General features: G+C 66.7%; 22 protein-coding genes. 15 read left to right on the top strand and 7 right to left on the bottom strand.

The window, feature by feature from the left end; genetic code table 11:
- Nucleotides 1-11 precede the first annotated feature (11 nt).
- The 3 genes from ACN5W5_RS09140 to ACN5W5_RS09130 all read right to left on the bottom strand — a co-directional run bounded on the left by ACN5W5_RS09140 (nt 12) and on the right by ACN5W5_RS09130 (nt 2372).
- A complete protein-coding gene (locus tag ACN5W5_RS09140; RefSeq protein ID WP_420048231.1) occupies nt 12-257 on the bottom strand; it encodes a SlyX family protein in 246 nt (81 codons plus the stop codon).
- Nucleotides 258-420: 163 nt separating this feature from the next.
- Nucleotides 421-828: a peptide-methionine (R)-S-oxide reductase MsrB gene (msrB, locus tag ACN5W5_RS09135; protein WP_420048230.1), complete on the bottom strand. Its 408-nt coding sequence runs from the start codon at nt 826-828 to the stop codon at nt 421-423.
- A gap of 11 nt (nt 829-839) precedes the next feature.
- The gene (locus ACN5W5_RS09130) at nt 840-2372 is read right to left on the bottom strand and encodes a protein adenylyltransferase SelO (protein ID WP_420048229.1); all 1533 of its coding nucleotides are present in this window, start codon (nt 2370-2372) and stop codon (nt 840-842) included.
- Nucleotides 2373-2525: 153 nt separating this feature from the next.
- Between ACN5W5_RS09130 and ACN5W5_RS09125 the strand changes: the two genes are divergently transcribed.
- The 13 genes from ACN5W5_RS09125 to ACN5W5_RS09065 all read left to right on the top strand — a co-directional run bounded on the left by ACN5W5_RS09125 (nt 2526) and on the right by ACN5W5_RS09065 (nt 17673).
- The gene (locus ACN5W5_RS09125; RefSeq protein WP_420048228.1) at nt 2526-4169 is read left to right on the top strand and encodes a 3-(methylthio)propionyl-CoA ligase; all 1644 of its coding nucleotides are present in this window, start codon (nt 2526-2528) and stop codon (nt 4167-4169) included.
- On the top strand, nt 4169-5443 hold the full coding sequence (locus ACN5W5_RS09120) for an ABC transporter substrate-binding protein (protein ID WP_420048227.1): 1275 nt from the start codon (nt 4169-4171) through the stop codon (nt 5441-5443). Before ACN5W5_RS09125 ends, ACN5W5_RS09120 begins: the two co-directional genes overlap by 1 nt.
- A gap of 180 nt (nt 5444-5623) precedes the next feature.
- On the top strand, nt 5624-6856 hold the full coding sequence (locus ACN5W5_RS09115; RefSeq protein ID WP_420048226.1) for a branched-chain amino acid ABC transporter substrate-binding protein: 1233 nt from the start codon (nt 5624-5626) through the stop codon (nt 6854-6856).
- 237 nt (nt 6857-7093) lie between these two features.
- Complete coding sequence (locus tag ACN5W5_RS09110) at nt 7094-8116, top strand: branched-chain amino acid ABC transporter permease (protein ID WP_420048225.1); 1023 nt, start codon at nt 7094-7096, stop codon at nt 8114-8116.
- A 6-nt stretch (nt 8117-8122) separates the two neighbouring features.
- Nucleotides 8123-9415, top strand: a complete 1293-nt coding sequence (locus ACN5W5_RS09105) for a branched-chain amino acid ABC transporter permease (protein WP_420048224.1) — start codon at nt 8123-8125, stop codon at nt 9413-9415.
- A gap of 44 nt (nt 9416-9459) precedes the next feature.
- Nucleotides 9460-10254: an ABC transporter ATP-binding protein gene (locus ACN5W5_RS09100; RefSeq protein ID WP_420048730.1), complete on the top strand. Its 795-nt coding sequence runs from the start codon at nt 9460-9462 to the stop codon at nt 10252-10254.
- 13 nt (nt 10255-10267) lie between these two features.
- Nucleotides 10268-10963 (top strand): ABC transporter ATP-binding protein, encoded by a 696-nt coding sequence (locus ACN5W5_RS09095; RefSeq protein ID WP_420048223.1) that lies wholly within the window; start codon nt 10268-10270, stop codon nt 10961-10963.
- Nucleotides 10964-11072: 109 nt separating this feature from the next.
- The gene (locus tag ACN5W5_RS09090; protein ID WP_420048222.1) at nt 11073-13181 is read left to right on the top strand and encodes a 3-hydroxyacyl-CoA dehydrogenase NAD-binding domain-containing protein; all 2109 of its coding nucleotides are present in this window, start codon (nt 11073-11075) and stop codon (nt 13179-13181) included.
- A 33-nt stretch (nt 13182-13214) separates the two neighbouring features.
- Nucleotides 13215-14390, top strand: coding sequence for an acetyl-CoA C-acyltransferase (locus tag ACN5W5_RS09085; RefSeq protein WP_420048221.1), 1176 nt, complete (start codon nt 13215-13217; stop codon nt 14388-14390).
- 48 nt (nt 14391-14438) lie between these two features.
- The gene (locus ACN5W5_RS09080; protein WP_420048729.1) at nt 14439-14840 is read left to right on the top strand and encodes a PaaI family thioesterase; all 402 of its coding nucleotides are present in this window, start codon (nt 14439-14441) and stop codon (nt 14838-14840) included.
- 63 nt (nt 14841-14903) lie between these two features.
- A complete protein-coding gene (locus ACN5W5_RS09075; RefSeq protein WP_420048220.1) occupies nt 14904-16259 on the top strand; it encodes an acyclic terpene utilization AtuA family protein in 1356 nt (451 codons plus the stop codon).
- 77 nt (nt 16260-16336) lie between these two features.
- Nucleotides 16337-16657, top strand: coding sequence for an AtuA-related protein (locus ACN5W5_RS09070; protein ID WP_420048219.1), 321 nt, complete (start codon nt 16337-16339; stop codon nt 16655-16657).
- 47 nt (nt 16658-16704) lie between these two features.
- Nucleotides 16705-17673 (top strand): Bug family tripartite tricarboxylate transporter substrate binding protein, encoded by a 969-nt coding sequence (locus ACN5W5_RS09065; RefSeq protein WP_420048218.1) that lies wholly within the window; start codon nt 16705-16707, stop codon nt 17671-17673.
- A gap of 36 nt (nt 17674-17709) precedes the next feature.
- Here ACN5W5_RS09065 and ACN5W5_RS09060 read toward each other — a convergent pair whose 3' ends face one another.
- The 4 genes from ACN5W5_RS09060 to ACN5W5_RS09045 all read right to left on the bottom strand — a co-directional run bounded on the left by ACN5W5_RS09060 (nt 17710) and on the right by ACN5W5_RS09045 (nt 21640).
- Entirely contained in the window at nt 17710-18948 is a 1239-nt protein-coding gene (locus tag ACN5W5_RS09060) for a dienelactone hydrolase family protein (RefSeq protein WP_420048217.1), read from the bottom strand.
- Nucleotides 18945-19502: a flavin reductase family protein gene (locus ACN5W5_RS09055; RefSeq protein WP_226463119.1), complete on the bottom strand. Its 558-nt coding sequence runs from the start codon at nt 19500-19502 to the stop codon at nt 18945-18947. Before ACN5W5_RS09055 ends, ACN5W5_RS09060 begins: the two co-directional genes overlap by 4 nt.
- Before the next feature lie 61 nt (nt 19503-19563).
- Complete coding sequence (locus ACN5W5_RS09050) at nt 19564-20796, bottom strand: styrene monooxygenase/indole monooxygenase family protein (RefSeq protein WP_420048216.1); 1233 nt, start codon at nt 20794-20796, stop codon at nt 19564-19566.
- 40 nt (nt 20797-20836) lie between these two features.
- Nucleotides 20837-21640 (bottom strand): SDR family oxidoreductase, encoded by an 804-nt coding sequence (locus ACN5W5_RS09045; RefSeq protein ID WP_420048215.1) that lies wholly within the window; start codon nt 21638-21640, stop codon nt 20837-20839.
- Between the two features lie 193 nt (nt 21641-21833).
- On the opposite strand from ACN5W5_RS09045, the gene ACN5W5_RS09040 reads away from it, so the two are divergent.
- Together ACN5W5_RS09040 and ACN5W5_RS09035 are read left to right on the top strand one after the other, a co-directional pair.
- Nucleotides 21834-22865, top strand: coding sequence for a helix-turn-helix domain-containing protein (locus ACN5W5_RS09040; protein ID WP_420048214.1), 1032 nt, complete (start codon nt 21834-21836; stop codon nt 22863-22865).
- A 37-nt stretch (nt 22866-22902) separates the two neighbouring features.
- A complete protein-coding gene (locus ACN5W5_RS09035; RefSeq protein WP_420048213.1) occupies nt 22903-24726 on the top strand; it encodes an acyl-CoA dehydrogenase in 1824 nt (607 codons plus the stop codon).
- The last annotated feature ends 18 nt before the right edge of the window (nt 24727-24744 follow it).

Raw genomic sequence — 24744 nt, 5'->3', positions numbered from 1 at the left:
GTGTACCCGCGTCAATAGTGCGGCGGCAGTTCGTCGCGCGGGTTGCGAAACCCGGGTGATCCGCTGTCAGCACCCTGGCGGCGCAACTGGCTCACCTCGCGCAGCAACAGGTCAATCTGCTCCTGCTGGCGGGCCACCACGGTGTTCAGCGTGTCGAGCAGGTCGTCGGCGTAGCTGGCCTTGATCTCCAGTTCGGTGAGGCGGTCTTCCAGGTGCAAGGCGGTGGGGGCTGAGGGTGGGGTCGAAGCGGTGCTCATGGGGCTATTGGACACCACGCCGGCGCGTGACCCGCAGCGCATGAAGCAACCCCAGCCCAGGGAGACCGAGGGTCCGGCTTTGCCGGCCCAAGGTATCGCCCCCTCCAAGCCGAAGGCGCCAGAGAGGGGGTGGCGCCGAAGGCGACGCGGGGGGTGTTTCCCTTTACTCGGGTTGGTGTTCCAGCGAAGCGGAGTTCATGCAATAGCGCAGGCCGGTGGGCGTGGGGCCGTCTTCGAACACGTGGCCCAGGTGCGCGCCGCACTGGCTGCACACGGTTTCAACGCGGGCCATGCCGTGGCTGCGGTCGGTGATCTCGGTGATGGCGCCGGGGATGGCCTTCCAGAAGCTGGGCCAGCCGCAGCCGGCGTCGAACTTGGTGCCGGCGTCGAACAGGTGGTTGCCGCAGCAGATGCAGTGGTAGCTGCCGTCGGCCCAGACTTCTTCGTATTTGCCGGTGAAGGGGCGCTCGGTGTGGGCGTGGCGGGTCACTTCGAAGGCGGCGGGTTCGGCGCCTTTTTCAGCCAGCAGGGCGCGCCACTCGGCATCGGTTTTCTGGATGGGGAACGTCATGGCGGGGTCCTTCACGATGAACAGCTGATTTCGATGTGGGCCGCCCAGTCGGGCGGAAAGTCGGCCAGGTCGTCGTGGCCGGGCAGCTCGGTGAACGGGGTTTCCAGCGCGGTCTGCAGGCGCTGCAGGGCCGAGAAGTCGCCCTCGCGGGCGCGCTGGATGGCGATCTCGCCGAGGTGGTTGCGCAGCACCACGTGCGGGTTGGTCGAGAGCATCAGCACCTGGGTGAGGCGGGCGTCAAAACCGGGCTGGGTCTGCAGCCGCCCGCGCCACTGCAGAGCCCAGGCGTCGAAGGCTTCGCGCTGCAGGAACAGGTCGCGCACCGGTTCGATGGCCGCGCTGGCCGCCGCGGCGCCCGCGCCCGGTTCCGCAAAGCCGGCCACGGCGTTCGAGAGGCGGCGCCAGAAGAGCGTGAAGTCCACCGCGTCCTGCGCCATGAGCGCCATCAGCTGCTCGGTGAGCGCTTCGTCGCCGGCCATCACGGTGCCCAGGCCGAGCTTGGCGCCCATGCGCCGCTGCAGCGCCGCGGGGAACAGGGCCTTGTAGGGTTCGAGCGCGTCGAGCGCCTGCTGCGGGTCTTCCATCAGTGGCAGCAGGGCCTGGCCCAGGCAATACAGGTTCCAGTGCGCGATGCCGGGCTGGCGCATGTAGCGGTAGCGTCCGGCGCTGTCGCTGTGGTTGCAGATGTGGCGCGGGTTGTAGGCGTCGAGGAACTGGAACGGACCGTAGTCGATGGTCAGGCCCAGGATGCTCATGTTGTCGGTGTTCATCACGCCGTGGCAGAAGCCCACGGCCTGCCACTGCGCGACCATCTCGGCGGTGCGCTCGCTCACGGCTTCGAGCAGGTTGGCGTAGGCGTTGCCGGGCAGGTCGCGGCAGGCCGGGTAGAAGTGGTCGATGACGAAATCGGCGAGCGTGCGCAGCTGCGCGTGCTGGCCGCTGTGCGAGAAGTGTTCGAAGTGCCCGAAGCGGATGAAGCTGGGCGCCACCCGCGTGACGACGGCCGCGGTTTCGATCTCTTCGCGGCGCACCGGCTGGTCGGACCCGGTGACGCACAGCGCCCGGCTGGTGGGGATGCCCAGGCCGTGCATGGCCTCGCTGCAAAGGAATTCGCGGATGGAACTGCGCAGCACGGCACGGCCATCGCCCATGCGCGAATACGGTGTGAGCCCGGCGCCCTTGAGCTGGATCTCCTGCGGGCCACCGCTGCCGGCGAGTTCGCCGAGCAGGATCGCCCGCCCGTCGCCCAGCTGGCCGGCCCACTGGCCGAACTGGTGGCCGCTGTAGACGCTGGCGAGCGGGCGCATGCCGGGCAGCAGCTGGTTGCCGGTGAAGGCCTGCAGGGCTTCGTCGCTGGCCATCCAGTCGTCGGGCAGCCCGAGTTCGTGCGTCAGCGCCGGGTTGCGGCCGACCCAGTAGGGAGCGGGCAGGGGCGTGGGACGCAGCTCGGTGTAGAACTCGCGGCCGAGGCCGGCGAAGCGGTGCGTCCAGCCGGTCGGTGCATCGGTGGCGGGCGCGGGCGGCAGGGCATGGGGCAGGGTCATGCGGCGCATTGTCACCGGGACGACTTGCACCCACACCCGGGTGGGCTATACGGGGCAACCCGCTACGGCCAGCGGGCGTTGTTGAGGCATGATGCTGGGTGAATTAAACGCACGACCGTTCGTTTTTTCAGCAAGACACTCAAGGAGAACCCCATGCTGGGACAAATGCAAAGCCAACCGCTGCTGATTTCGTCGCTCATCACGCACGCCGAGCGCCACCACGGCAGCACCGAAATCGTTTCCCGTCGCGTCGAAGGCGACATCCACCGCAGCACCTGGGGGCAGGTCTCGCGGCGTGCGCGCCAGGTGGCCAACGCGCTGGACAGCCTGCACCTCGCCTTTGGCGATCGCGTGGCCACGCTGGCCTGGAACGGCTACCGCCACCTGGAGCTGTATTTCGGCGTCAGCGGCACCGGCCGCGTGCTGCACACGCTGAACCCGCGCCTGCACCCCGAGCAGCTGGCCTGGATCGTCAACCACGCCGACGACCGCGCCATCTGCTTCGACATGACCTTCCTGCCGCTGGTGCAGGCGGTGGCGGGCAAGTGCCCGGGCGTCAAACACTGGATCGCGCTGTGCGACGCCGACAAGCTGCCGGCCGACAGTGGCCTGCCCGGGCTGGTGAGCTACGAGGCCTGGATGGGCTCGCAGTCGGAAAAATACCTCTGGCCCGACCTGGACGAAAACAGCGCATCGAGCATGTGCTACACGAGCGGCACCACGGGCAACCCCAAGGCCGCGCTGTATTCGCACCGCTCCACGCTGCTGCACGCGTATGGCGCGGCGCTGCCCGATGCGCTGGGCTGCTCGGCGCGCGACAGCATCCTGCCGGTGGTGCCGATGTTCCACGTCAACGCCTGGGGCCTGCCGTATTCGGCCGCGGCGGTGGGCTGCAAGCTGGTGTTCCCCGGCCCGGCGATGGACGGCAAATCGGTCTACGAACTGATCGAATCCGAAAAGGTGAGCATGGCCGCGGGTGTGCCCACGGTGTGGCAGATGCTGCTGGGCCACATGCAGCAGAACGACCTGCGTTTCTCCACCATGAAGCGCACGGTGATCGGCGGCTCGGCCTGCCCGCCGGCCATGATCAACGCCTTCAACGACACCTACGGCGTGGAGGTGCTGCACGCCTGGGGCATGACCGAGATGTCGCCGCTGGGCACGGTCTGCACGCTGAAGAACGCACAGCTCGCGCTGTCGCCCGAAGACCAGCTCAAGGTGCGCCTGAAGCAGGGTCGCAGCGTGTTTGGTGTGGACATGAAGATCGTCAACGAGGCCGGTGACGAACTGCCCTGGGATGGCAAGGCCTACGGCGACCTGCTGGTGCGCGGGCCGTGGATCATCGCCAGCTACTTCAAGGGCGAGGGCGGTGACCCGCTGCGCTACGACGACGCGGGCAAGGGCTGGTTCCCCACCGGTGACGTGGCCACCATCGACGCCGACGGCTTCATGCAGATCACCGACCGCAGCAAGGACGTGATCAAGTCCGGCGGCGAGTGGATCAGCTCCATCGACGTGGAAAACATCGCCATGGCGCACCCGGCCGTGGCCATGGCGGCCTGCGTCGGCATGAAGCACCCCAAGTGGGACGAGCGCCCGATCGTGGTGGTCATGAAGAAGCCCGGCGCCGAGGTGACGCGCGAAGAATTGCTGGCGTTCTACGAAGGCAAGATCGCCAAGTGGCAGGTGCCCGACGACGTGGTGTTCGTGGACGCGATCCCGCTCGGCGCCACGGGCAAGATGCAGAAGATGACGCTGCGCCAGCAGCTCAAGGACTACGTGCTGCCGGGCCTTTGATGTTGGGTGGCGGGCGTTCGTCGGGCGTGCGGCGCTGGTTGCGGCTGGCGCTGCTGGGTGCCTTCGCCTGGGCGGGTCTGGGCGGACCGGCCTGGGCCGCCGATGCGCCGCAGAAGGTGGTGCGCATCGCCTTCATCGATCCGCTCTCGGGCCCGGCGGCCGACATCGGCCGCAACAGCCTGCGCAGCTGGCAGTTCATGGCCGAGCAGCTGGCCGGCCCGGGCAACCCGGCGGGCGTGCATTTCGTGGTGGCGGGCTTTGACAACAAGGGTTCGCCCAAGGAAAGCCTGGACGCGCTCAAGGCCGCCATCGACCAGGGCTTTCGCTACATCGTGCAGGGCAACGGTTCCGGCGTGGCGGCAGCGATCTCCGATGCAGTGACGCGGCACAACGCGCGCCACCCCGAGCAGGCGGTGCTCTACATCAACTACGCGGCGATGGACCCGGCGTTGACCAACGACCTGTGCAGCTTCTGGCACTTCCGCGTCGACGCCGACACGACCATGAAGACGCGCGCGCTGGCGCTCTTCATGGCCACGCAGTCCGATCTGAAAAGCGTGTACCTGCTGAACCAGAACTACGCCCATGGGCAACAGTTTTCGAGGTACTTCCGCGAGGCGCTGACGCAGGAGCGCCCCGATATCCAGATCGTGGGCGATGAGCTGCACACCGCTTTCGTGGGCCTGGATTTTGCGACCCATGTGCGGCGGATCGCCGAGTCCGGCGCGCAGGCCGTGGTCACGGGCAACTGGGGCGCCGACCTGCGGGGTCTGGTGAAGGCGATGCAGAAGCAGGGTGTCACGCTGCCGCTCTACGCCTACTACCCGATGCTCAAGGGCGTTCCCGAACTGCTGGCCTCGGGCGACGGCCGCCTGCCGGTGTACCAGGTGGCCAACAACCACACCAACCAGGCGGGCGACATCGCCCCACTGGCCGCCGCGTTCCGCCGACGCTACGGCGAAGACCTGGTGGTGTACGCCGCGTTCGACGGCACGGTGATGCTGCTGCAGGCGATGCGCCATGCCAGGACGACCGATGCGGCCCAGGTGGCGGCGCGCCTGAGCGGCATGGTGTTTCCGGGGTTCAGCGGACCGGTGCAGATGCGTGCCGACGATCACCAGCTGCAGCAGGGCCTCTACGTCTCACGCTGGCAGAAGGTGGATGAGCGGTATCCGCGCGCCGCCGAGGAAACGGGCTACACCTTTGCGCCGGTGCGCTACATGAGCGCATCGGAAATCAGGGGCCCCACGAGCTGCCAGATGCAGCGGCCCTGACCCCGGATCGGTTGACACACCTGCCCGCACGAACCGCGGCAGCGGGCTCGTGCCGTCCGTCGGATGCTAGGTTTGTGCGAGCGCACAGTCGCCTGCGCGATAGCTGCTAGGGGCAATCCCTGACGGGTTTGCTGGACTGTCAGGCTACGCTAAGGTTTTCCACCTTCAGGAGACCCAGTCATGTCGTTTGTCTTGAAATCCGTTGCCATCGCCGCCCTGTCGCTGACCCTGCTCAGCGCCCATGCCCAGAAGGGCGAGACGGTCAAGATCGCGTTGATCGACCCGCAGACAGGCCTGATGGGTCCGGTGGGCCAGAACCAGTTGCGCAGCTGGCAGTTCTTTGCCGAGAAGTTCAGTGCGACCAACCCGGCGGGCGTGAAGTTCGAGATGGTGGCGTTTGACAACAAGCTCAGCCCGGCCGAGAGCCTGAACGCCTTCAAGGCCGCGCTGGACCAGGGCGTGCGCTACATCGCCCAGGGCAATGGCTCCTCGGTGGCCGGCGCGCTGATCGACGCCGTCAACAAGCACAACGAGCGCAACCCGGGCAAGGAAGTGATCTTCCTGAACTACGCCGCCGTGGACCCCGATTTCACCAACAGCAAGTGCAGCTACTGGCACTTCCGCTTTGACGCCGACACGTCCATGAAGATGGAGGCGATGACCACCTTCATGAAAGACCAGCCCGACGTGAAGGCGGTCTACCTGCTCAACCAGAACTATTCGCACGGCCAGCAGGTGGCGAAGTTCGCCAAGGAAAACCTGGCCCGCAAGCGCCCCGATGTGAAGGTGGTGGGCGAAGACCTGCACCCGCTGGCCCAGGTGCGCGACTTCGCGCCCTACATCGCCAAGATCAAGGCCTCGGGCGCCGACACCGTGATCACCGGCAACTGGGGCTCCGACCTGGCGCTGCTGATCAAGGCCGCCAACGAAGGCGGTTACACCGGCAAGTTCTACACCTACTACACCGGCGTGACCGGCACGCCCACAGCGCTTGGCACGGGCGGCGAAGGCCGCGTGTTCCAGGTGGCCTACCAGCACTACAACATGGGCGGCCAGATGGGCAAGTGGGGCGACGAGTTCAAAGCCAAGTACAAGGACGACATGTACACCGGCGCCATCCCGACGGCGTTCAACGTGCTCGGTGCGGCCATGGCCAAGGCCAAGTCCACCGACCCGGTGAAGGTGGCCGCCGCCATGGAGGGCATCAAGGTCAACAACTTCAACGGTGAGGTGGAGGTGCGCAAGCTGGACCACCAGCTGCAGCAGCCGCTGTTCCTCACGGTCTGGCAGAAGGCCGACAAGAAGTACCCCTACAGCCCGGAAAACACCGGTATGACGCTGGCCCCGGTGAAGGAATTCCCGTCCTTCGTGTCAAGCACGCCGACGAGCTGCCAGATGAAGCGGCCGGGCTGATTGACCCACCCCCGCCGCGCTGCGCCCGACCCCCTCAAGGGGGCAACGCGGTGCGGCCCGGCGGAGCCGGTTCCGCCGCGTTCCTGGACGGGGGACACTTCGCTCCGGTGAGGTGGCTGGACCGCTGCATCGCGGGGTTGCTGGTCTGACCTGCTGCTGATAGCGGTGTCGTTCCCGACAGGCCATACTCCCCCCGCCCACCCCTCCCCCACGTATCGCCCTCGAAAGGCAGGATCCATGGAGTTCATCATCATCTCCATGCTCAACGGCGTCAGCTACGGCTTGCTGCTGTTTCTGTTGAGCTCGGGACTCACCCTCATCTTCAGCATGATGGGAGTGCTGAATTTTGCGCATGCCAGCTTCTACATGCTGGGCGCCTACATCGGCTATACGATCGCCCAGCTGGTGGGCTTCTGGCCGGGGCTGTTCGTGGCCCCGCTGGTGGTGGGCGCGCTGGGTGCGCTGTTTGAACGGCTGACCCTGCGCAAGGTGCACAAGTTCGGCCATGTGCCCGAGCTGCTGGTGACCTTCGGCCTCTCGTACATCATCCTGGAGCTGGTGCAGCTGATCTGGGGCCGCACGGCGGTGGAGTTTGTTCCGCCTGAAGTCCTGCGCGGTCCGGCTTTCACGCTGGTGCACCACGCCAACGACACGCTGGAGATGTTCTGGGGCGCTGTCGGCAGCGAGGTCTGCGCCGGCGCGGGGGTGATCTGTTCGCCGTTCCCGGCCACGCGCGCCTTCATGATGCTGGTGGCGGTCCTGATGCTGGTGGCGCTCTGGCTGCTGCTGACCCGCACGCGCATCGGCCTGATCATCCAGGCCGCGCTGACCCACCCCGAGATGGTGGAGAGCCTGGGCCACAACGTGCCGCGGGTGCTGATGCTGGTGTTCGGCGCCGGCACCGGGCTGGCCGGTCTGGCCGGCGTGATCGGCGGCAGCACTTTCGTGACCGAGCCCAACATGGCGGCCACGGTGGGCTCGGTGATCTTTGTCGTGGTGGTGGTGGGCGGCATGGGCTCGCTCTCCGGCGCCTTCCTGGCCTCGCTGCTGATCGGCGTGATCCAGACCTTCGCCGTGGGGCTGGACTACTCGTTCATCCACCTGGTGGAGCAGTTGGGCGTGCAGGCCTCGGACGCCATGAGGGAGAACTCGGTGCTCAAGCTCACCCTGTCGCAGGTGGCGCCGATCCTGCCTTACCTGTTCCTCGTGCTGATCCTGATCTTCCGGCCCAAAGGCTTGCTGGGTACGCGAGAAGGATGACCGGTCATGTCTAAAGCCTATTACGAATTCAAACCCCTCAACGTCGGTCGCTGGATCGTCTGGTCACTGTTTGCGCTGGTGCTGGTGTTCGCGCCGCTGGTGTTCGGCAGCAACCTCTCGGTGACCATGCTCTCGCAGATGGGCATCGCCATCATCGCCTGCCTGTCCTACAACATCCTGCTGGGGCAGGGCGGCATGCTGAGCTTCGGCCACGCGGTCTACACCGGCCTGGGTTCCTACATGGCGATGCACGCGCTCAACGCGGCCACCAACGGCCAGATCCCGATTCCGGTGAGCCTGGTTCCGCTGGTGGGTGGCGTGGCGGGGCTGTTCTTTGCGGTGCTGTTCGGCTACGTGACCACCAAGAAGGCCGGCACGCCGTTCGCGATGATCACGCTGGGCATGGCCGAGCTGGTGTTCGCGATGTCGCTGATGTTCTCGGAGTTCTTCGGTGGCGAGGCGGGCGTGTCGGGCAACCGGGTGGTGGGCGAGGCTTTCATGGGCATCACCTATGGCCCGCCACGGCAGGTGTACTACCTTATCGCGGTCTACACCTTCATCTGCGTCGGCCTGATGTTCGCGTTCACGCGCACGCCGCTGGGCCGCATCCTGAACGCCGTGCGCGACAACCCCGAGCGCGTCGAGTTCATCGGCTACAACACGCAGAAGGTGCGCTATCTGGCTTTCATGATCGCGGGCTTCTTTGCCGGCGTGGCGGGTGGCCTGGGCGCGCTGAATTTCGAGATCGTGACCGCCGAGGTGGTGGGCGCGGCGCGTTCGGGTGGCTACCTGCTGTTCACCTTCCTGGGCGGCGCGACCTTCTTCTTCGGCCCCATCATCGGCGGCATCCTGATGGTGCTGGCCTTTGTGCTGCTGTCGGAGCTGACCAAGGCCTGGCTGCTCTACCTCGGGCTGGTGTTCCTGTTCATGGTGATGTACGCACCGGGCGGCATCGCCAGCCTGATCATGATGAACCTGCGCGTGGCCTCGTTCGGCAAGCTGCGCGAAGTCTGGGTGGCGTACCTGGCGCTGGGCGTGACCGCGCTGGTGGTCCTGCTCGGGGGCGGTGCGATGGTCGAAATGATCTACCACCTGCAGCTCGACGCGGCGATGGGCGACTCGGTGAAATACCTCGGCATGGAGCTGCATTCCAAAACCGCCGGCAGCTGGTTCGGCGCCGCCTTCGTGACGCTGACCGGCCTGGGCATCTTCGAACTCACACGCCGCCAGTTCATGGCCCAGTGGGCCGCGATCCAGACCGACATCGAAAAAGAAATCAAGCGCCGGGAGACCCAATGAGCAGCGCCACGTCCACAGCCGACACCGGCCGTTTCGAACAGGCCATGAGCCACGTGCACGCGGGTGGCTATGCACTGGAGCTGCGCGATCTGCGCAAGCGTTTCGGCAAGACCGAGATCATCCGCGGGGTGGACCTCGCGGTGCGCCCCGGCGAGCGCGTGGCCATCATCGGCCCCAACGGCGCCGGCAAGTCCACGCTGTTCAACCTGATCTCGGGTCGTTTCGAACCCAGCAGCGGCGAGGTGTTGCTCAACGGCACGCGCATCGACGGCAAGAAGCCGTTCGAGATCAACCGCCTGGGCCTTTCGCGCAGCTTCCAGATCACCAACATCTTCCCCAAGCTCAGCGTTTTCGAAAACCTGCGCTGCGGCGTGCTCTGGAGTCTGGGCTACCGCTACACGCTGTTCCGCTTCCTGGCCGGGATGGACGACGCCAATGAGCGCGCCGAAGAGCTGATGCGCATGATCCGGCTCGACAAGAAGGCCGACACCCTGGCCATGAACCTGACCTACGCCGAGCAGCGCGCGCTGGAGATCGGCATCACCATCGCCGGCGGCGCCAACGTGATCCTGCTCGACGAACCCACGGCCGGCATGAGCAAGAGCGAAACCAGCCGCTTCATCGACCTGATCCGCGAAGTGACCGTGGGCAAGACCCTGCTGACCGTGGAGCACGACATGGGCGTGGTCTTCGGCCTGGCCGACAAGATCGCGGTGGTGGTCTACGGTGAGGTGATCGCTTTTGACTCGCCGGAGGCGGTGCGCGCGAATCCGAAGGTGCAGGAGGCGTATCTCGGTTCGGTTCTGGCCGACGAGCAGGCCGCTTCGGTCGGACACTGAGGAGGACCGCTCTATGCTGAAAATCGAAAACCTCCACGCCTACTACGGCAAGAGCCATGTGCTGCACGGCGTCTCCTTCGGTGTCGGACAGGGCGAGATCGTGGCGCTGCTCGGGCGCAACGGCTCGGGCCGTTCCACCACCGCCAAGGCCATCATGGGCCTGGTCGATTGCGAAGGCGCCATCGAGTGGAAGGGGCGGTCCATCCAGGGCAAGAAGCCCTTCGAGATTGCCCACCTGGGGCTGGGCTACGTGCCGGAAAACCGCGACATCTTCCCCAAGCTCACCGTGCACCAGAACCTGCTGCTCGGCCAGAAAGGCAAGGGGAAGGACGTGCGCTGGAGCTTCAACGACATGTACGCGATGTTCCCGCGGCTGAAGGAGCGGGAGCACACCGAAGCGGGCGTGCTCTCGGGCGGCGAGCAGCAGATGCTCACGCTGTGCCGCACGCTCATGGGCGACCCCGACCTGATCATCATCGACGAGCCCACCGAGGGCCTGGCGCCCAAGATCGTGGAGCTGGTGGGCGAATACCTGCAGAAGCTCAAGGCCCGCGGTGTGTCGGTGCTGCTGATCGAGCAGAAGCTCACCATCGCCATGGCGATCTCGGACCGCGCGCTGGTCATGGGCCACGGCAGCATCGTGTTCCACGGCACGCCCGAAAGTCTCAGAGCCGATCCGTACACCAGAAAAGAGTGGCTTGAGGTCTGACCCTCTTGCGACAGGTGGCTCTTGCCGCACCGCACAAATTCCCTAGAATCGCACGACCGTTCGTTTTTTCGGACGTGCATCCTTTCCCGATCCACACAGAGGAGATTCCATGACCGCTGAGTACCAGGTCCACGGCGATGTGGCCGTCATCACGTTGAACAACCCGCCGGTGAACGGTCTGGGCTTGTCCACCCGCCAGGCCATCGTCGACGGGCTGGAGAAAGCCGAGAACGATGCGGCGGTCAAGGCCGTCGTGCTGACCGGCGCCGGCAAGGCGTTTTCGGGCGGTGCCGACATCCGCGAGTTCGGTTCGCCCAAGGCGATCCAGGAGCCCAACCTGCTGTCGGTGATCATCCGCGTCGAGAACACCACCAAGCCGGTGATCGCGGCCTTGCACAGCGTGGCCATGGGCGGCGGCCTGGAGCTGGCGCTGGGTGCGCACTACCGCATCGCCGCACCGGGCTGCAACGTGGCGCTGCCCGAAGTGAAGCTGGGCCTGATTCCCGGCGCCGGTGGTACGCAGCGCCTGCCGCGCGTGCTGGGCGTCGAAGTGGCGCTGAACATGATCGTCAGCGGCGAGCCGGTGAAGAGCGAGATGCTCGCTCAGGTGCCTGGCCAGAAGCTGTTTGACAAGCTGTCCGCATCGCCCGAGTCGCTGGCCGAAGAGGCGCTGGCCTTGGCCCGCGAGATGGCCGCGAAACACGCCGACGGTTCGGCCTTCCCGCTGGTGCGCAACCTGCCCTGCAAACACCCCAATGGCGAGGCCTACTTCCAGTTCGCGCGCAACATGGTCAAGGGCATGGCCAAGAATTTCCCGGCGCCCGCCAAGTGCGTGGACGCGGTGGAAGCCGCGACCCAGAAAAAGTTTGCCGACGGCATGGCCTTCGAGCGCGAGATCTTCATCAACCTGATGTGGACGCCCGAGTGCCGTTCGCTGCGCCACCTGTTCGTGGCCGAACGGGCGGCGAGCAAGATCCCCGACGTGCCGGAAGACACGCCCAAGCGCAGCATCGAGTCGGTCGCCGTGATCGGCGCCGGCACCATGGGCGGTGGCATCTCCATGAACTTCCTCAACGCCGGCATCCCGGTGAAGATGCTGGAGATGAAGCAGGAGGCGCTCGACCGCGGCATCGCCACCATCCGCAAGAACTACGAAGCCCAGGTCAAGAAGGGCAAGCTCAAGCAGGACAAGTACGAGCAGCGCATGGCCCTGCTGAGCACCACGCTGAGCTACGACGATCTGGGTGCGGCCGATCTGGTGATCGAGGCCGTGTTCGAAGAGATTGGCGTCAAGGAAGCGGTGTTCAAGGAACTCGACCGCGTGATGAAGCCGGGTGCCATCCTGGCGTCCAACACCTCGACGCTGGACGTCAACAAGATCGCCAACTTCACGAAGCGCCCGCAGGACGTGGTGGGCATGCACTTCTTCAGCCCCGCCAACGTGATGAAGCTGCTGGAAGTGGTGCGCGGTGACGCGACCGCCAAGGACGTGTTGGCCACGGTGATGGCGGTGGCCAAGAAGATCAAGAAGACGGCTGTGGTGTCTGGCGTGTGCGACGGCTTCATCGGCAACCGCATGATCGAGCAGTACGGCCGCCAGGGCGGCTTCCTGCTGGACGAGGGCTGCACCCCCGCGCAGGTGGACAAGGCGATCGAGAAGTTCGGCTTCGCCATGGGTCCGTTCCGCATGGGCGATCTGGCCGGCAACGACATCGGCTGGGCGATCCGCAAGCGCCGCTACACCGAAAAGCCCGACATGAAGTACAGCAAGACCGCCGACCTGCTGTGCGAGAAGGGCCGCTTCGGCCAGAAGACCGGCGCCGGCTGGTACGACTATGTGCCCGGCAAGCGCGACGCGATCCCGAACGCCGAAGTGGTGAAGATGATCGAGGACCACCGCGCCGCCGCCGGCATCACGCCGCGCAAGATCTCCGACGAAGAGATCGTGCAGCGCCTGGTGTTCTCGCTGGTCAACGAAGCCGCGCACATCCTCGAAGAGGGCATCGCCAACAAGGCGAGCGACATCGACGTGGTCTACATCTTCGGCTACGGCTTCCCTGTCTACCGCGGCGGCCCGCTGAACTACGCCAACGAAGTGGGTCTGTTCAACGTGGTCCAGGCCATGAAGCGCTTCGCGAAGAACCCGCTGGACGATGCGAAGTTCTGGGAGCCTGCGCCTTTGCTCGGGAAACTCGCCGCCGAAGGCAAGACTTTCTGATGACCGCACGAACATTGAATTGAGGAATACATCATGACCAACGCCGTCATCGTCTCCACCGCCCGCACGCCCCTGGCCAAGAGCTGGAAGGGCGCCTTCAACATGACCCATGGCGCCACGCTCGGCGGCCACGCGGTGCAGCACGCCGTGCAGCGCGCCGGCATCGACGCCGCCGAAGTCGAAGACGTGATCATGGGCTGCGCCAACCCCGAGGGCGCGACCGGCGCCAACATCGCGCGCCAGATCGCGCTCAAGGCCGGCCTGCCCATCACGGTGTCGGGCATGACCGTCAACCGCTTCTGTTCATCCGGCCTGCAGACCATCGCGCTGGCCGCGCAACGCATCATCGCCGGCGAAGGCTCGGTCTACGTGGCCGGTGGCGTGGAGAGCATCTCCTGTGTGCAGCAGGAGATGAACCAGCACATGCTGGTGGACCTGGCCTTGCAGAAGCAGAAGCCCGAGATCTACTGGAACATGCTGCAGACCGCAGAGCAGGTGGCCAAGCGCTACGGCATCGGTCGTGATGCCATGGACGAGTACGGCGCCGCGAGCCAGCAGAAAGCCACGGCCGCGCTGGAAGCGGGGCTGTTCAAGGCCGAGATCGCCCCCATCACCGTGACCGCCGGCGTGGCCGACAAGGTCATGGGCCTGATGACCAAACAGGTCACGGTCGAGAACGACGAAGGCATCCGCGCCGGTACCACGTTCGAAGGCATCCATGGCCTGCGCTCTGCGCTGCCGGGCGGCCTGGTCTCGGCCGGCAACGCCAGCCAGTTTTCCGACGGCGCCGGTGCCTGCGTGGTGATGGACGAAGCCCTCGCCGAGAAGAAGGGCCTGCAGCCGCTCGGCCGTTTCCTGGGTTTTGCCGTCGCGGGTTGTGAGCCCGACGAAATGGGCATCGGCCCGGTGTTCGCCATTCCCAAGGTGCTCGCGCGCCTGGGTCTGAAAATCGGCGACATCGACCTGTGGGAGCTGAACGAAGCCTTCGCCGTGCAGGTGCTCTACTGCCGCGACAAGCTGGGCATTCCACACGACAAGCTCAACGTGAACGGCGGCGCCATCGCCGTGGGCCACCCCTACGGCGTGTCGGGCCAGCGCCTGACCGGCCACGCGCTGATCGAAGGCAAGCGCCGCGGCGCCAAGCGCGTCTGCGTGACCATGTGCATCGGCGGCGGCATGGGTGCGGCAGGCATCTTCGAAGTCTTGTAAGGACTTCCGGTGAGCGACGTCACCGTCAGCCCCGAGGTGTTCCTGGCGATGGGTCGCGAGGTCCTGGCCTCGCAGCCCTTCTCCCAGCTCATCGGGGCCGAGCTGGTGGCGCTCTCGCCGGGGCGCTGCGAACTGCATGTTCCGATCACGGAAGCGGTCAAGCAGCAGCACGGTTTTGTGCACGGCGGCGTGCTCAGCTACGCGGCCGACAACGCGCTCACCTACGCGGGTGGCACGGCGCTGCGCGTGCCAGTGGTCACCTCCGAGTTCAAGATCAACTACCTGCGGCCGGCCATCGGCGAGCGCCTGATCGCGCGCGCCGAAGCCGTGCACACCGGCAAGTCGCAAGCGGTCTGCCGCTGCGACGTGTTCGTGGTGAAAGACGGAGAAGAAAAACTCTGCGCGGTGGCGCAGGGCACGATTGCCGCGCTGCCGGCATCGCCAATCTGAACGGGTGCCGGTGCCGGGGTTCACCCCATGTCCACCGTGCGCGCTTCGAACCATACTGCCCCGATGAATCCTTACCGCATCGGCTCCGGTGCCGGCTACGCCGGTGACCGCATCGACCCCGCGCTGGACCTGGCCGAACGTGGCGAGCTCGATGCCCTGGTGTTCGAGTGCCTGGCCGAACGCACCATCGCGCTGGCCCAGCTGCGCCGCGCCCACGATCCGCAAGCCGGCTACGACCCGATGCTCCAGGCGCGCATGCGCGCGGTGCTGCCGGCCTGTGTGCGCAACGGCGTGACCATCATCACCAACATGGGCGCCGCCAACCCGATGGCGGCCGGGCAGGCGGTGCTGGACGTGGCGCGCGAACTGGGCCTGCCGCGCCTGCGCGTGGCGGTGGTGACGGGTGACGACGTGCTGCCCTGGATGCAGGCGAACGACGTGCCGCTGATGGATTCGCCCGACACCGTGCGTTCGCTGGACGGGCGCCTGATCTCGGCCAACGCCTACCTCGGCGCCGACGCCTTGTTGCCCGCGCTGCAGGCCGACGTGAACGTGATCATCACCGGCCGTGTCGCCGACCCGTCGCTGTTCGTGGCGCCGCTCATGGCCCACTTCGGCTGGTCCGCGGACGACTGGCACCACCTGGGTCAGGGCCTGCTGGTGGGGCATCTGCTCGAATGCGCGGCCCAGGTCAGTGGTGGTTATCTGGCCGATCCGGGCCACGTGGACGTGCCCGATCTGCACCGCGTGGGCTTTCCGCTGGCCGAGGTGTCGGCCGATGGCAGCGCGGTCATCACCAAGCTGCCGGGCACCGGCGGGCGCGTGGACCGGCTCAGCTGCACCGCGCAACTGCTTTACGAAGTGGAAGACCCGGCGCACTACCTGCAGGCCGATGTGGTGGGCGACTTTTCAAAAGTCCATTTCACGCAGCTTGAATCCGACCGGGTGCAGGCGCAGGGCGCCAGTGGCCATCCGCGCCCCGAGCAGCTGAAGGCCACGCTGGGCTACCGCGACGGCTTCATTGGCGAGGGGCAGATTTCCTACGCCGGACCGGGCGCTCGTGCACGTGGGGAACTGGCGTTGTCCATCCTGCGCCACCGGCTGCAGGACGCCACGCTGTCCCACGGTCTCGCTGGTCTGGAACACCGCGCCGAGCTGATCGGCGTGAACGCGATGCACGGCCCTCAGCTGGGCGCGGACCGCGAGCCCTACGAGGTGCGCGTGCGCCTGGCGGTGCGCTGCACCAACCGCGCGCAGGCCGAAGCCGTGGGCCAGGAAGTGGAAGCGCTGTACCTCAACGGACCGGCGGGTGGTGGCGGTGTGACGCAGTCGGTGCGCGAGGTGATCGCCGCGGCCTCGGCCCTGGTGCCGCGTTCGGCGGTTTGTGCCCGCTGCGACATTCTGGAGTGGACGCAATGAACATGAGCGCAGCGCCGGGCCGCCCCAGGCAAGCTCGTGCCCCCTCGGGGGGCAGCGCAGCACATGAAGTGACAAGCGTGGGGGCAACATCCCCCCACCGCACGCTGCGCGACATCGCGCTGGCACGCTCGGGCGACAAGGGCAACCGCGCCACGCTCAGCGTGATCGCGCTGGATCCGAAGGACTACCCGGAGATGGAGCGCCTGCTCAGCGCCGAGCGTGTGCAGGCCCACTTTGCAGGCGTGGTGCATGGCCCGGTGCAACGCTACACCTTGCCCGATCTCGCGGCGGTGCATTTCGTGATGTTCGACGCCCTGGGCGGTGGCGTCACGCGTTCGCTGGCCCTCGACGCCCACGGTAAAACCCTGAGTGCCGCCGTGCTGGATCTGCCGCTCTGAGCCCTACACTGACCCCGCCTTTCTTATACCAACCAAAGGAGACTCTGATGCGTTCTGTGTTCCGATTGCTCGCCACCACCGCCGCCGCGCTGGTGTGTTCATCCACCGCCCTGGCCCAGGCCTACCCCGACCGGCCGATCAAGGCGGTCGTGCCTTTTGCCGCCGGCAGTGCCACCGACACCATCGGCCGGGCCTTCGCACTGAAGATGCAGGAGTCGCTGGGGCAGACCATCGTGGTCGACAACAAGCCCGGCGCCAGTGGCCTGCTGGGGGCCGACGCGGTGGCCAAGGCCGCACCCGACGGTTACACCATCCTGATCGGCACCAACAGCACCAACGCCGCGCTCAAGAGCCTGATGAAGAAGCTGCCCTACGACCAGGACACCGCCTTCGCACCCGTGGCCTACATGGGCTCGGTGCCGCTGATCATGGCGGTCAACAACGACGTACCAGCCAAGACGCTGAAGGAGCTGGTGGACATGGCCAAGGCCAAGCCGGGCAGCATCAACTTCGCCAGTGCCAGCACCTCGCAGCTCGTGTCCACCGAGATGATGGCCGGCATGGCCGGCATCCAGCTCTCCAACGTGCCCTACAAGAGCGGCCCGGCCGCCATGACCGACCTGATCGGCGGCGTGGTGCAGATGTTCAGCGCCGACTTCGCGGTGATGCTGCCGCAGGTGAAAGCGGGCAAGGTGCGCGGCCTGGCGGTGACGTCGGCGAAACGATCGCCCGCCGTGCCCGAGCTGCCCACGGTGAACGAAGCCCTGGGCCTGAAGGACTACGAACTGATCGCCTACTTCGCCGTGTTCGCGCCCGCGGGAACGCCGCCCGACATCGTGGCCAAGCTCAACAAGGCGGTCAACGAAGCGGCCAACAGCAAGGAGATCCAGGACCGTTTCGCTGGCATCGGTTTCGCGGTCGAACCCGGCACCCCCGCCGACCTCGCCAAGCGCAGCGTGACCGAGACCGCCAAGTGGGCCAAGGCCATCAAGGACGCGAAGATCGAGCCGCAATAAGCACCGGGAACCCCGACGCCGGCGCGGAGGCGTTCGTCAGGGCGCCGACCGGGCCCAGCTCGCCATCAAGGTGTTGGACGGCAGGTGTTCGTCCAGCAGCTTGCGCGCGGTTTCGATGCCGGCCACCGGCAGACCGGTCGGGTCGAGTTTGCCGATCTGCACCAGCACGCTGGCCTGGTCCCAGTAGATGTGCTCGTGGTAGAGCTTGTCACCCCGGAACTTGACGATGGCCACCAGGGGGATTTCGACGCGTTTGCCGGTGGGCGCGATGCCGGGCAGCATCCAGTCGATCTCGCAGGTGTGGGTGAAGCAGAACAGCAGCTCGTCGACGATCTGGGTCGCGCCGATGGTGCGCGAGATCGGCACCAGCGTGGTGTCGGGCGGGTTGCTGTTGACGAAGTGGTGCTGGTAGAAGCGCGAGAGCATGGTGTGGCCCACGCCGCCGGTCATGGTGGGAATGTGGTTCACATACGGCTCGGCCACCATGGTGGCCATGGTGGCTGCCACGTCGCGGGTGGCGAACTCGTGTTCGCAGTGTTTGTCCCACAGGGCCGAGAAGTCGGGGTGGGGGCCCATGGCGGCCTTGAAGGCGGCCACGCTGCGCTGGTGCGCCATCAGCGCGGAGGGCTTGTGGAAGTGGTCGCCGCCCTGCCGGGCAAACGCATGGTCCACACCGGGGTACACGTACAACTCGGTCTGCTCGCGGCCAGACAGCGCAGCCAGGATGGCGGCGCGCGCCTCGGGCGGGCAGAAGGCGTCGTTTTCGGCGATGTGCAGCACCAGATGGCCGCGCAGACCCTGGGCGTCGTCCAGCGCCTTTTCAATGCCCACGCCGTAGTAGCCCACGGCGACATCGGCATCGGTGTGGCAGGCCGCCAGGTAGGCCAGCTTGCCGCCCAGGCAGAAGCCCAGCACACCGGCCTGGCCCGTGCACTCGGGGCGCTGGCGCAGCGCGTTCAGGCAGGCCTGGATGTCGGCCACGCCCAGGGTTTCGTCGAAGCCCTGGTACAGACCGAAGGCGCGCTGGAAATCGGCCTCGGTGTAGCCCAGCTGAATGCCGGGCTGCTGGCGCCAGAACAGGTCGGGCACCAGCACCACATAACCTTCTTCGGCGTAGTGGTCGGCCACGGCGCGCATGGTGGCGTTGACGCCAAAAATCTCCTGCGCGAGCACGATGCCGGGGCCGTGGCCCGAAGGTGGCAGGGCGAGGTAGGCGTCGAAAGATCCGCTGCCGTCGCTGGCCGGGATGCGGATGTTTGGGGCGGTGGGTGTCATGCGGTTTCTCCAAGGTCTGCGAGGGTGGTGTATTGGCCGTCCGAGTACAGCAGCGGCGCCTCGTTGCGGGGGCTCAGCAGCACCGCCTTGATCTCGCCGATCATGGCGGCGTGGCTGTGGGCCACCATCATTTCGTCGACGACGCAGTCGAACACGGCCAGGGCGTCCAGCAGCACCGGCGCGCCGGTGGCCAGCGTGCCCCAGCGGCCGGGCTCGAAGCGCTGCGACTGCGGGGTGGGCGCACCGCCGAACTGCTGTGCCAGGTCGAGGTGGCGGTAGGCCAGCAGGTTCACGCTCATGCGCCGGCTCTCGGCAATGGCTCGGAAGGTCGAGCCCTTGAGGTTGACGCAGGCCAGCAGCCGCGCCGGTTCGGCCGAGAAGGACGTGACGGCGGTGGCGGTCAGGCCGGCCAGGGTCTGGCCATCGTGGGTGGCCACCAGGGTCACGGCGCCGGTCAGGCGGCGCATGGCCAGGCGGAAGTCGGACAGCGGCAGGCTGGCGCTGTGGCGCAGGGCCTGCAGGGGGGGCAGGGTGCCCAGTTCGGCGGCGGTCACTGGACTACCCTCCGTGCTGCGCACTGCGGGGCTGAGCGCCTTCGGAACGGCCGGGCGGCGCTCATGCCGGCACCGCGTCAAGGTAGGCGTCGACCTTGTCCGGCGTCATGAAGAAGTTCACGAAGTCGGTCGGGTTGTTGAAGCCGTTGGCGATGCGCCGGGCCACCCGGGGTTCGCCACAGGCCGCGCCCAGCACCTTGAGCACATGGGGCGGTGGCGGCGACAGCAAGGCGTTGGTCCAGTCGGTGGCGAAGTGGCCATAGCTTGCCCAGAAATCCTCGAAGGTCTGCTGCATGAAGGCTTCATCAAAGGGCTTGTCACCGTGCGCCACGATCGCACGTTCCACCGCATTCGCAAACTTGGCCGCGTTGTTGGAGCCCTGGCCGGTGATGGGGTCGTTGAGCATCACCGCGTCGGCCATGCCCATCACCACGCGTCCGCTGGGCAACTGGCCCACCGGCTTGCGCACCGTGGGGGCGAAGCGTCCGGCCAGGATGCCGTTGGCATCGGTCAGCTCCACCTGGGTGCAGCGGGCCGCCTCCCAGGGCAGGAACTTGCCCAGGATTTCTTTTGACCGGGCCAGGTGCTGGGCCGGTGTGGCCACATCGGCCCAGCAGTCCATGGGGCCGCCGGGCACGCCCTCGAACACCATGATCTCGCAGGGACCACTGACCGTCAGCGCGGGGAACACGAAGTACTCGCCCACGCCGGGGATGAGGTTGAAGTTGACCGCCGAGTATTCGGGGCGGGGCGCCATGCCGTGCACATAGGTCAGCGCCAGGGCGCGCTGCGGCTTGTCGTAGGGGCTGCGGCTGGCGTCGCGCTGGAACATCTGGGCGATCGCGCCCTTGCCGGCGGCCACGATCACCAGGTCGTGGTCCTGCGTCCAGCGCTCCAGATCGTCCATGCCGGCTTCGTGCATCAGCAGCTCGCCGCCCAGGCGGCTGAACTCGGCCATCCAGCCGGGCACCTTCACGCGCTGGTCGACCGACTGCGCCTTGTGATCCAGGCGGTGGCCCCAGCTCATGGCCTTTTCGCCGGGCAGCTCGGGGTGGGGCACGGTGAAGGAAATGCCTTCGACCGGTGGGCAGTCTTGTTCCCAGAAGTTGAGCCCGCGGTCGCGTTCGAGCTGCAGGCTGTCGTGGAACATGCACTGGCTGGACAGCACCTTGCCGGTGCGCAGGTCCTCGGGTGTGCGGTTGCTGGTGATGCTGACGCGGTAGCCGCGCTGGAGCAGGCTGATACCCAGTTGCAGCCCGGCCTGGCCGGCGCCGACGATCATGATCTTGCGCATGGTGGTGTCTCCTTGTGGTGTGGGGAAAGCGGGGGGTGGCTCAGTCCATCAGCTTCGGGATGGCCGGCTCAAAGGACTCCGGTCCCATGGCCGAATAACCGCCGTCGACGGCGTAGTCGGCGCCGGTGACGAAGCTGGCGTGGTCCGAACACAGGAACAGCACCACCTGGGCCACTTCGTCGGGGTCGCCGACGCGCTTCAACAGGTGGAAGGGGGCGGCCACGCGATCGGTCTTGGCGCGGTCGCCGTGGGTGAGCTGGTTCATGATGGCCGACCAGGTCCAGCCGGGCGACACGCTGTTGACCCGGATGTGGTCGGGCGCCAGGTCCATGGCCATGTTGCGCGTCAGCTGCACGAGCGCGGCCTTGCTGACCGGGTAGAGCCAGCGGCCGGTTTGCGCCACGCCGGAAGAGATGCTGGTGAAGTTGACCACCGCGCCGCGTCCGGCCCGCTGCATGTGCGGGTGCACCGCCTTGAGCATCATCACCGCGCTGACCACGTTCACGTCCAGGGCCTTGTGCCAGTCGGCACGGCCCGACTGCAGCCCGTCGTCCACGTACGAGCAGGCCAGGTTGACAAGGAAGTCGACGCTGCCGAAGCGCGCCGCGGTCTCGTCAGCGCAGGCACGCACCTGGGCGTCGTCGGTGATGTCGGTGGCTCGGAACCACACGCCGTCACCGCAGCCATCGGCCACGGCCTGTCCGCCGGCGGTGTCGATGTCGGCCAGCGTGACGCGAACACCCTGGGCGTGCAGGGCCCGCACCACGGCGGCGCCGATGAGGGTGGCGCCGCCGGTGACGATGGCGGTTTTGCCGGACAGACCGAGAAAAGTGGCTTTGGACATGGGGTCTCCTGTTTTGGGAATCACGCCGCGTATGGCGGCTGGGGCCAATGTAGAAACCGCCAGGCTCTGGCGGCATCCCGTTTGCGCAGCCACTGTCCCAAAAACGAGAAATTCGAGGGCATGCCCTTTCATGGCGCATCGACGCGGGAAAGTCCCGTAGCAGACCGGCGCGTGTTTTGCTAGCTTCTGCGCCATGTTGTCGCCCTACCGCTATCCGCTGGCCAGTCATGCGCTGTTTCACACACGGGATGTGGATCAGGCGCGCGAGGCGGTGGCGCGCGTGTTTTGTCCCCATGTGCTCCAGCCCTGTGGACCCATCGTGGTGCTCGATGCGCGCCACCACAGCGCGCCGGTGTTTCAGGACGTCAGCCTCAACTACGTGCAGTACGGCCCGGCGGTCGACATCGAACCGGGGCCGCTCGGCAGCTTCTACTTGCTGCAACTGCCCTTGCGCGGCAGTGCCGAGGTGCATTGCGGCGGGCAGCACGTCACGGCCGGACAGGGCATGGCCTCCCTGCCGTCCCCCAGCGAATACCTGAAGATGCGTTGGGCCGACGACAGCCCGCACCTGATCCTGCGCATTTCGCAAGGCGCCGTGGTGCGGCAGGTGGAGCAGCTGGCGCAAACGGCCGTGCACCGGCCGCTGGTGTTCGGGCTGGGTCTGGCCATGGACACGCCGGCGCTGGCGCCACTGGCCGGTTTCGTGCGCTACCTGGCGGACACCCTGGAAGGCGACGGCGGGTTCGCCGGTTCCGCCCTGGCTCAGCAGGCCGAGGCCTACCTGCTCAACGTGTTGCTGCTGCAGGCGCCCCACAACTACAGCGAGGCCTTGTGCGGGGACGCTCGCCGACCGCTGCTGCCCCGCGCCGTGCGACGGGCGCAGGACTTCATGCAGGCCAACGTGAAACGGCCATTGACGCTCGCCGACCTGTGCGGTCACTTGCACGTGAACGCGCGCAGCCTGCAGCAGGCCTTCGTCGCCCACACCGGCGAGTCGCCCATGGTCTATTGGCGCAACCTGCGCCTGGACAAGGTGCGCGAGGTGCTGCGCCGGGCCGCCAGTCAGGCGCCGGCCGGCGTGGCGGTGACGCAGGTGGCCGCCGAGCACGGTTTCCTGCACATGGGTCACTTCGCGGCGCAGTACCAGCGCCGCTTCGGCGAGCTCCCCGTGGAAACCCTGAAAACGCCGCGCGCTGTCATGCAGGGGTCAAGTCTGCGCGCCTGAGCGCATTACAGTTGGCGCTCCCTGGTTGAGGAGTTCCATGAGTCTGCGTCCCACCCTTGATTTTTTGCTCCACCAGTGGCTCGGTGTGGCGTCGCTGCAGTTGCGCGAACGTTTTGCCGACCACAGCCGCGAAACCTTTGACGCCGTGCTCGACACCTGCGAGCGCATCGCACGCGAGAAGTACGCACCCTTCAACCGCCTCGTGGACACGCAGGAGCCGCAGTTCGATGGTGAAAAGGTGATCCTGCCGCAGGCCACGCACGACGCGCAGAAGGCCTATGCCGGGAGCGGCATGCTCAGCGCCGCGCAGGACTACGACGTGGGTGGCATGCAGTTGCCCTACACGGTGGAGGCTTCGGCCAACGCCTTCTTCGCCATGGCCTCGGTGAGCATCGGCAGCGGCATGCTCACCACGGGCAACGCCAACCTGCTGATGAAACACGGCACCGACGCGCAGAAGCGCGTGTTCGCGCTCAACGAGTTCAATGGCCGCTTCTCGGGAACGATGTGTTTGAGCGAACCGCAGGCCGGTTCTTCGCTCAGTGACGTGATGACGCGGGCGCTGCCGGACGGCGATCATTTTGAAAGCGACCCGCTCGGCCCGCGCTACCGCCTCAAGGGCAACAAGATGTGGATTTCGGCCGGCGAACACGAGCTGACCGAGAACATCATCCATCTCGTGCTGGCCAAGATTCCCGATGAACACGGCAAGCTGGTCCCGGGTGTCAAAGGCATCTCGCTCTTCATCGTGCCCAAGAAACTGGTGGACACCGAAGGCCAGCTGACCGGTGAACGCAACGACGTGGCGCTGGCCGGCCTCAACCACAAATGTGGCTGGCGCGGCACGACCAACACCTTGCTGAATTTTGGCGAGGGCAAGTACCCGGTGCGGGGTGAAGCCGGCGCGGTGGGCTACCTCGTTGGGCAGCCGGGCCGGGGCCTGCAGTGCATGTTCCACATGATGAACGAGGCCCGCATCGGTGTCGGCATGGCCGCCACCATGCTGGGCATGGCGGGCTACCACGCGTCGCTGGACTACGCGAAGAACCGGCCGCAAGGACGGCCTGTTTCAACGGGCGGAAAAGATGCCGCCGCACCCCAGGTGCGCATCATCGAACACGCCGATGTGAAACGCATGCTGCTGGCGCAGAAGAGCTATTGCGAAGGCGCGCTGGCGCTGGAGTTGTATTGCGCGCGACTGGTGGACGAGCAGCACACCGGAGCGCCTGAGGCCGCCGATGATGCGCGCCTGTTGCTCGAAGTGCTGACCCCCATCGCCAAGAGCTGGCCCAGCGAGTGGTGCCTCGAAGCCAACTCGCTGGCGATCCAGGTGCATGGCGGCTACGGCTACACGCGCGATTTTCCGGTCGAGCAGTACTGGCGCGACAACCGCCTCAACATGATCCATGAAGGCACACACGGCATCCAGGGCATGGACCTGCTGGGTCGCAAGGTGCTGATGGAAAACGGCAAGGGCCTGCAGCTGCTGGCCGGCCGCATCAATGCCACCATCGAACGCGCGATCCAGGTGCCCGAACTCGCGGCGCACGCCAACGCGCTGGGTCAGGCGCTGGCGCAGGTGGGCGCAGCGACGAAAGCCGCCTGGGCCACCGGCGACCCGGGTGACGCGCTGGCCAACGCCGTGCCCTACCTGCAGGCCTTTGGCCACACGGTGCTGGCCTGGATCTGGCTCGATGTGGCGCTGGCGGCACAGGCCTCGGCTGAATCGCCTGCGCGCACCGGGCGCCTGGGTGCCATGCGTTATTTTTTCCACTACGAACTGCCGAAAATCGGCGCCTGGCTGCAGGTGGTGAGCGCGCGCGACCAGACCTGCGCCAGCTTGCCCGAAGCCGCTTTCTGAACAACCATCCACAGGAGA

It is taken from the genome of Hydrogenophaga sp. ZJX-1, from assembly GCF_048590325.1.
In the GTDB taxonomy this organism is placed as follows: Bacteria; Pseudomonadota; Gammaproteobacteria; order Burkholderiales; family Burkholderiaceae_C; genus Hydrogenophaga.
This window is presented reverse-complemented; position numbering and strand designations above follow the sequence as displayed.

Coding starts and splice junctions, on each gene's coding strand:
- ACN5W5_RS09140 (WP_420048231.1), bottom strand. CDS start 257: ATGAGCACCGCTTCGACCCCACCCTCAGCCCCCACCGCCTTGCACCTG.
- msrB (WP_420048230.1), bottom strand. CDS start 828: ATGACGTTCCCCATCCAGAAAACCGATGCCGAGTGGCGCGCCCTGCTG.
- ACN5W5_RS09130 (WP_420048229.1), bottom strand. CDS start 2,372: ATGACCCTGCCCCATGCCCTGCCGCCCGCGCCCGCCACCGATGCACCG.
- ACN5W5_RS09125 (WP_420048228.1), top strand. CDS start 2,526: ATGCTGGGACAAATGCAAAGCCAACCGCTGCTGATTTCGTCGCTCATC.
- ACN5W5_RS09120 (WP_420048227.1), top strand. CDS start 4,169: ATGTTGGGTGGCGGGCGTTCGTCGGGCGTGCGGCGCTGGTTGCGGCTG.
- ACN5W5_RS09115 (WP_420048226.1), top strand. CDS start 5,624: ATGTCGTTTGTCTTGAAATCCGTTGCCATCGCCGCCCTGTCGCTGACC.
- ACN5W5_RS09110 (WP_420048225.1), top strand. CDS start 7,094: ATGGAGTTCATCATCATCTCCATGCTCAACGGCGTCAGCTACGGCTTG.
- ACN5W5_RS09105 (WP_420048224.1), top strand. CDS start 8,123: ATGTCTAAAGCCTATTACGAATTCAAACCCCTCAACGTCGGTCGCTGG.
- ACN5W5_RS09100 (WP_420048730.1), top strand. CDS start 9,460: ATGAGCCACGTGCACGCGGGTGGCTATGCACTGGAGCTGCGCGATCTG.
- ACN5W5_RS09095 (WP_420048223.1), top strand. CDS start 10,268: ATGCTGAAAATCGAAAACCTCCACGCCTACTACGGCAAGAGCCATGTG.
- ACN5W5_RS09090 (WP_420048222.1), top strand. CDS start 11,073: ATGACCGCTGAGTACCAGGTCCACGGCGATGTGGCCGTCATCACGTTG.
- ACN5W5_RS09085 (WP_420048221.1), top strand. CDS start 13,215: ATGACCAACGCCGTCATCGTCTCCACCGCCCGCACGCCCCTGGCCAAG.
- ACN5W5_RS09080 (WP_420048729.1), top strand. CDS start 14,439: ATGGGTCGCGAGGTCCTGGCCTCGCAGCCCTTCTCCCAGCTCATCGGG.
- ACN5W5_RS09075 (WP_420048220.1), top strand. CDS start 14,904: ATGAATCCTTACCGCATCGGCTCCGGTGCCGGCTACGCCGGTGACCGC.
- ACN5W5_RS09065 (WP_420048218.1), top strand. CDS start 16,705: ATGCGTTCTGTGTTCCGATTGCTCGCCACCACCGCCGCCGCGCTGGTG.
- ACN5W5_RS09060 (WP_420048217.1), bottom strand. CDS start 18,948: ATGACACCCACCGCCCCAAACATCCGCATCCCGGCCAGCGACGGCAGC.
- ACN5W5_RS09050 (WP_420048216.1), bottom strand. CDS start 20,796: ATGCGCAAGATCATGATCGTCGGCGCCGGCCAGGCCGGGCTGCAACTG.
- ACN5W5_RS09045 (WP_420048215.1), bottom strand. CDS start 21,640: ATGTCCAAAGCCACTTTTCTCGGTCTGTCCGGCAAAACCGCCATCGTC.
- ACN5W5_RS09040 (WP_420048214.1), top strand. CDS start 21,834: ATGTTGTCGCCCTACCGCTATCCGCTGGCCAGTCATGCGCTGTTTCAC.
- ACN5W5_RS09035 (WP_420048213.1), top strand. CDS start 22,903: ATGAGTCTGCGTCCCACCCTTGATTTTTTGCTCCACCAGTGGCTCGGT.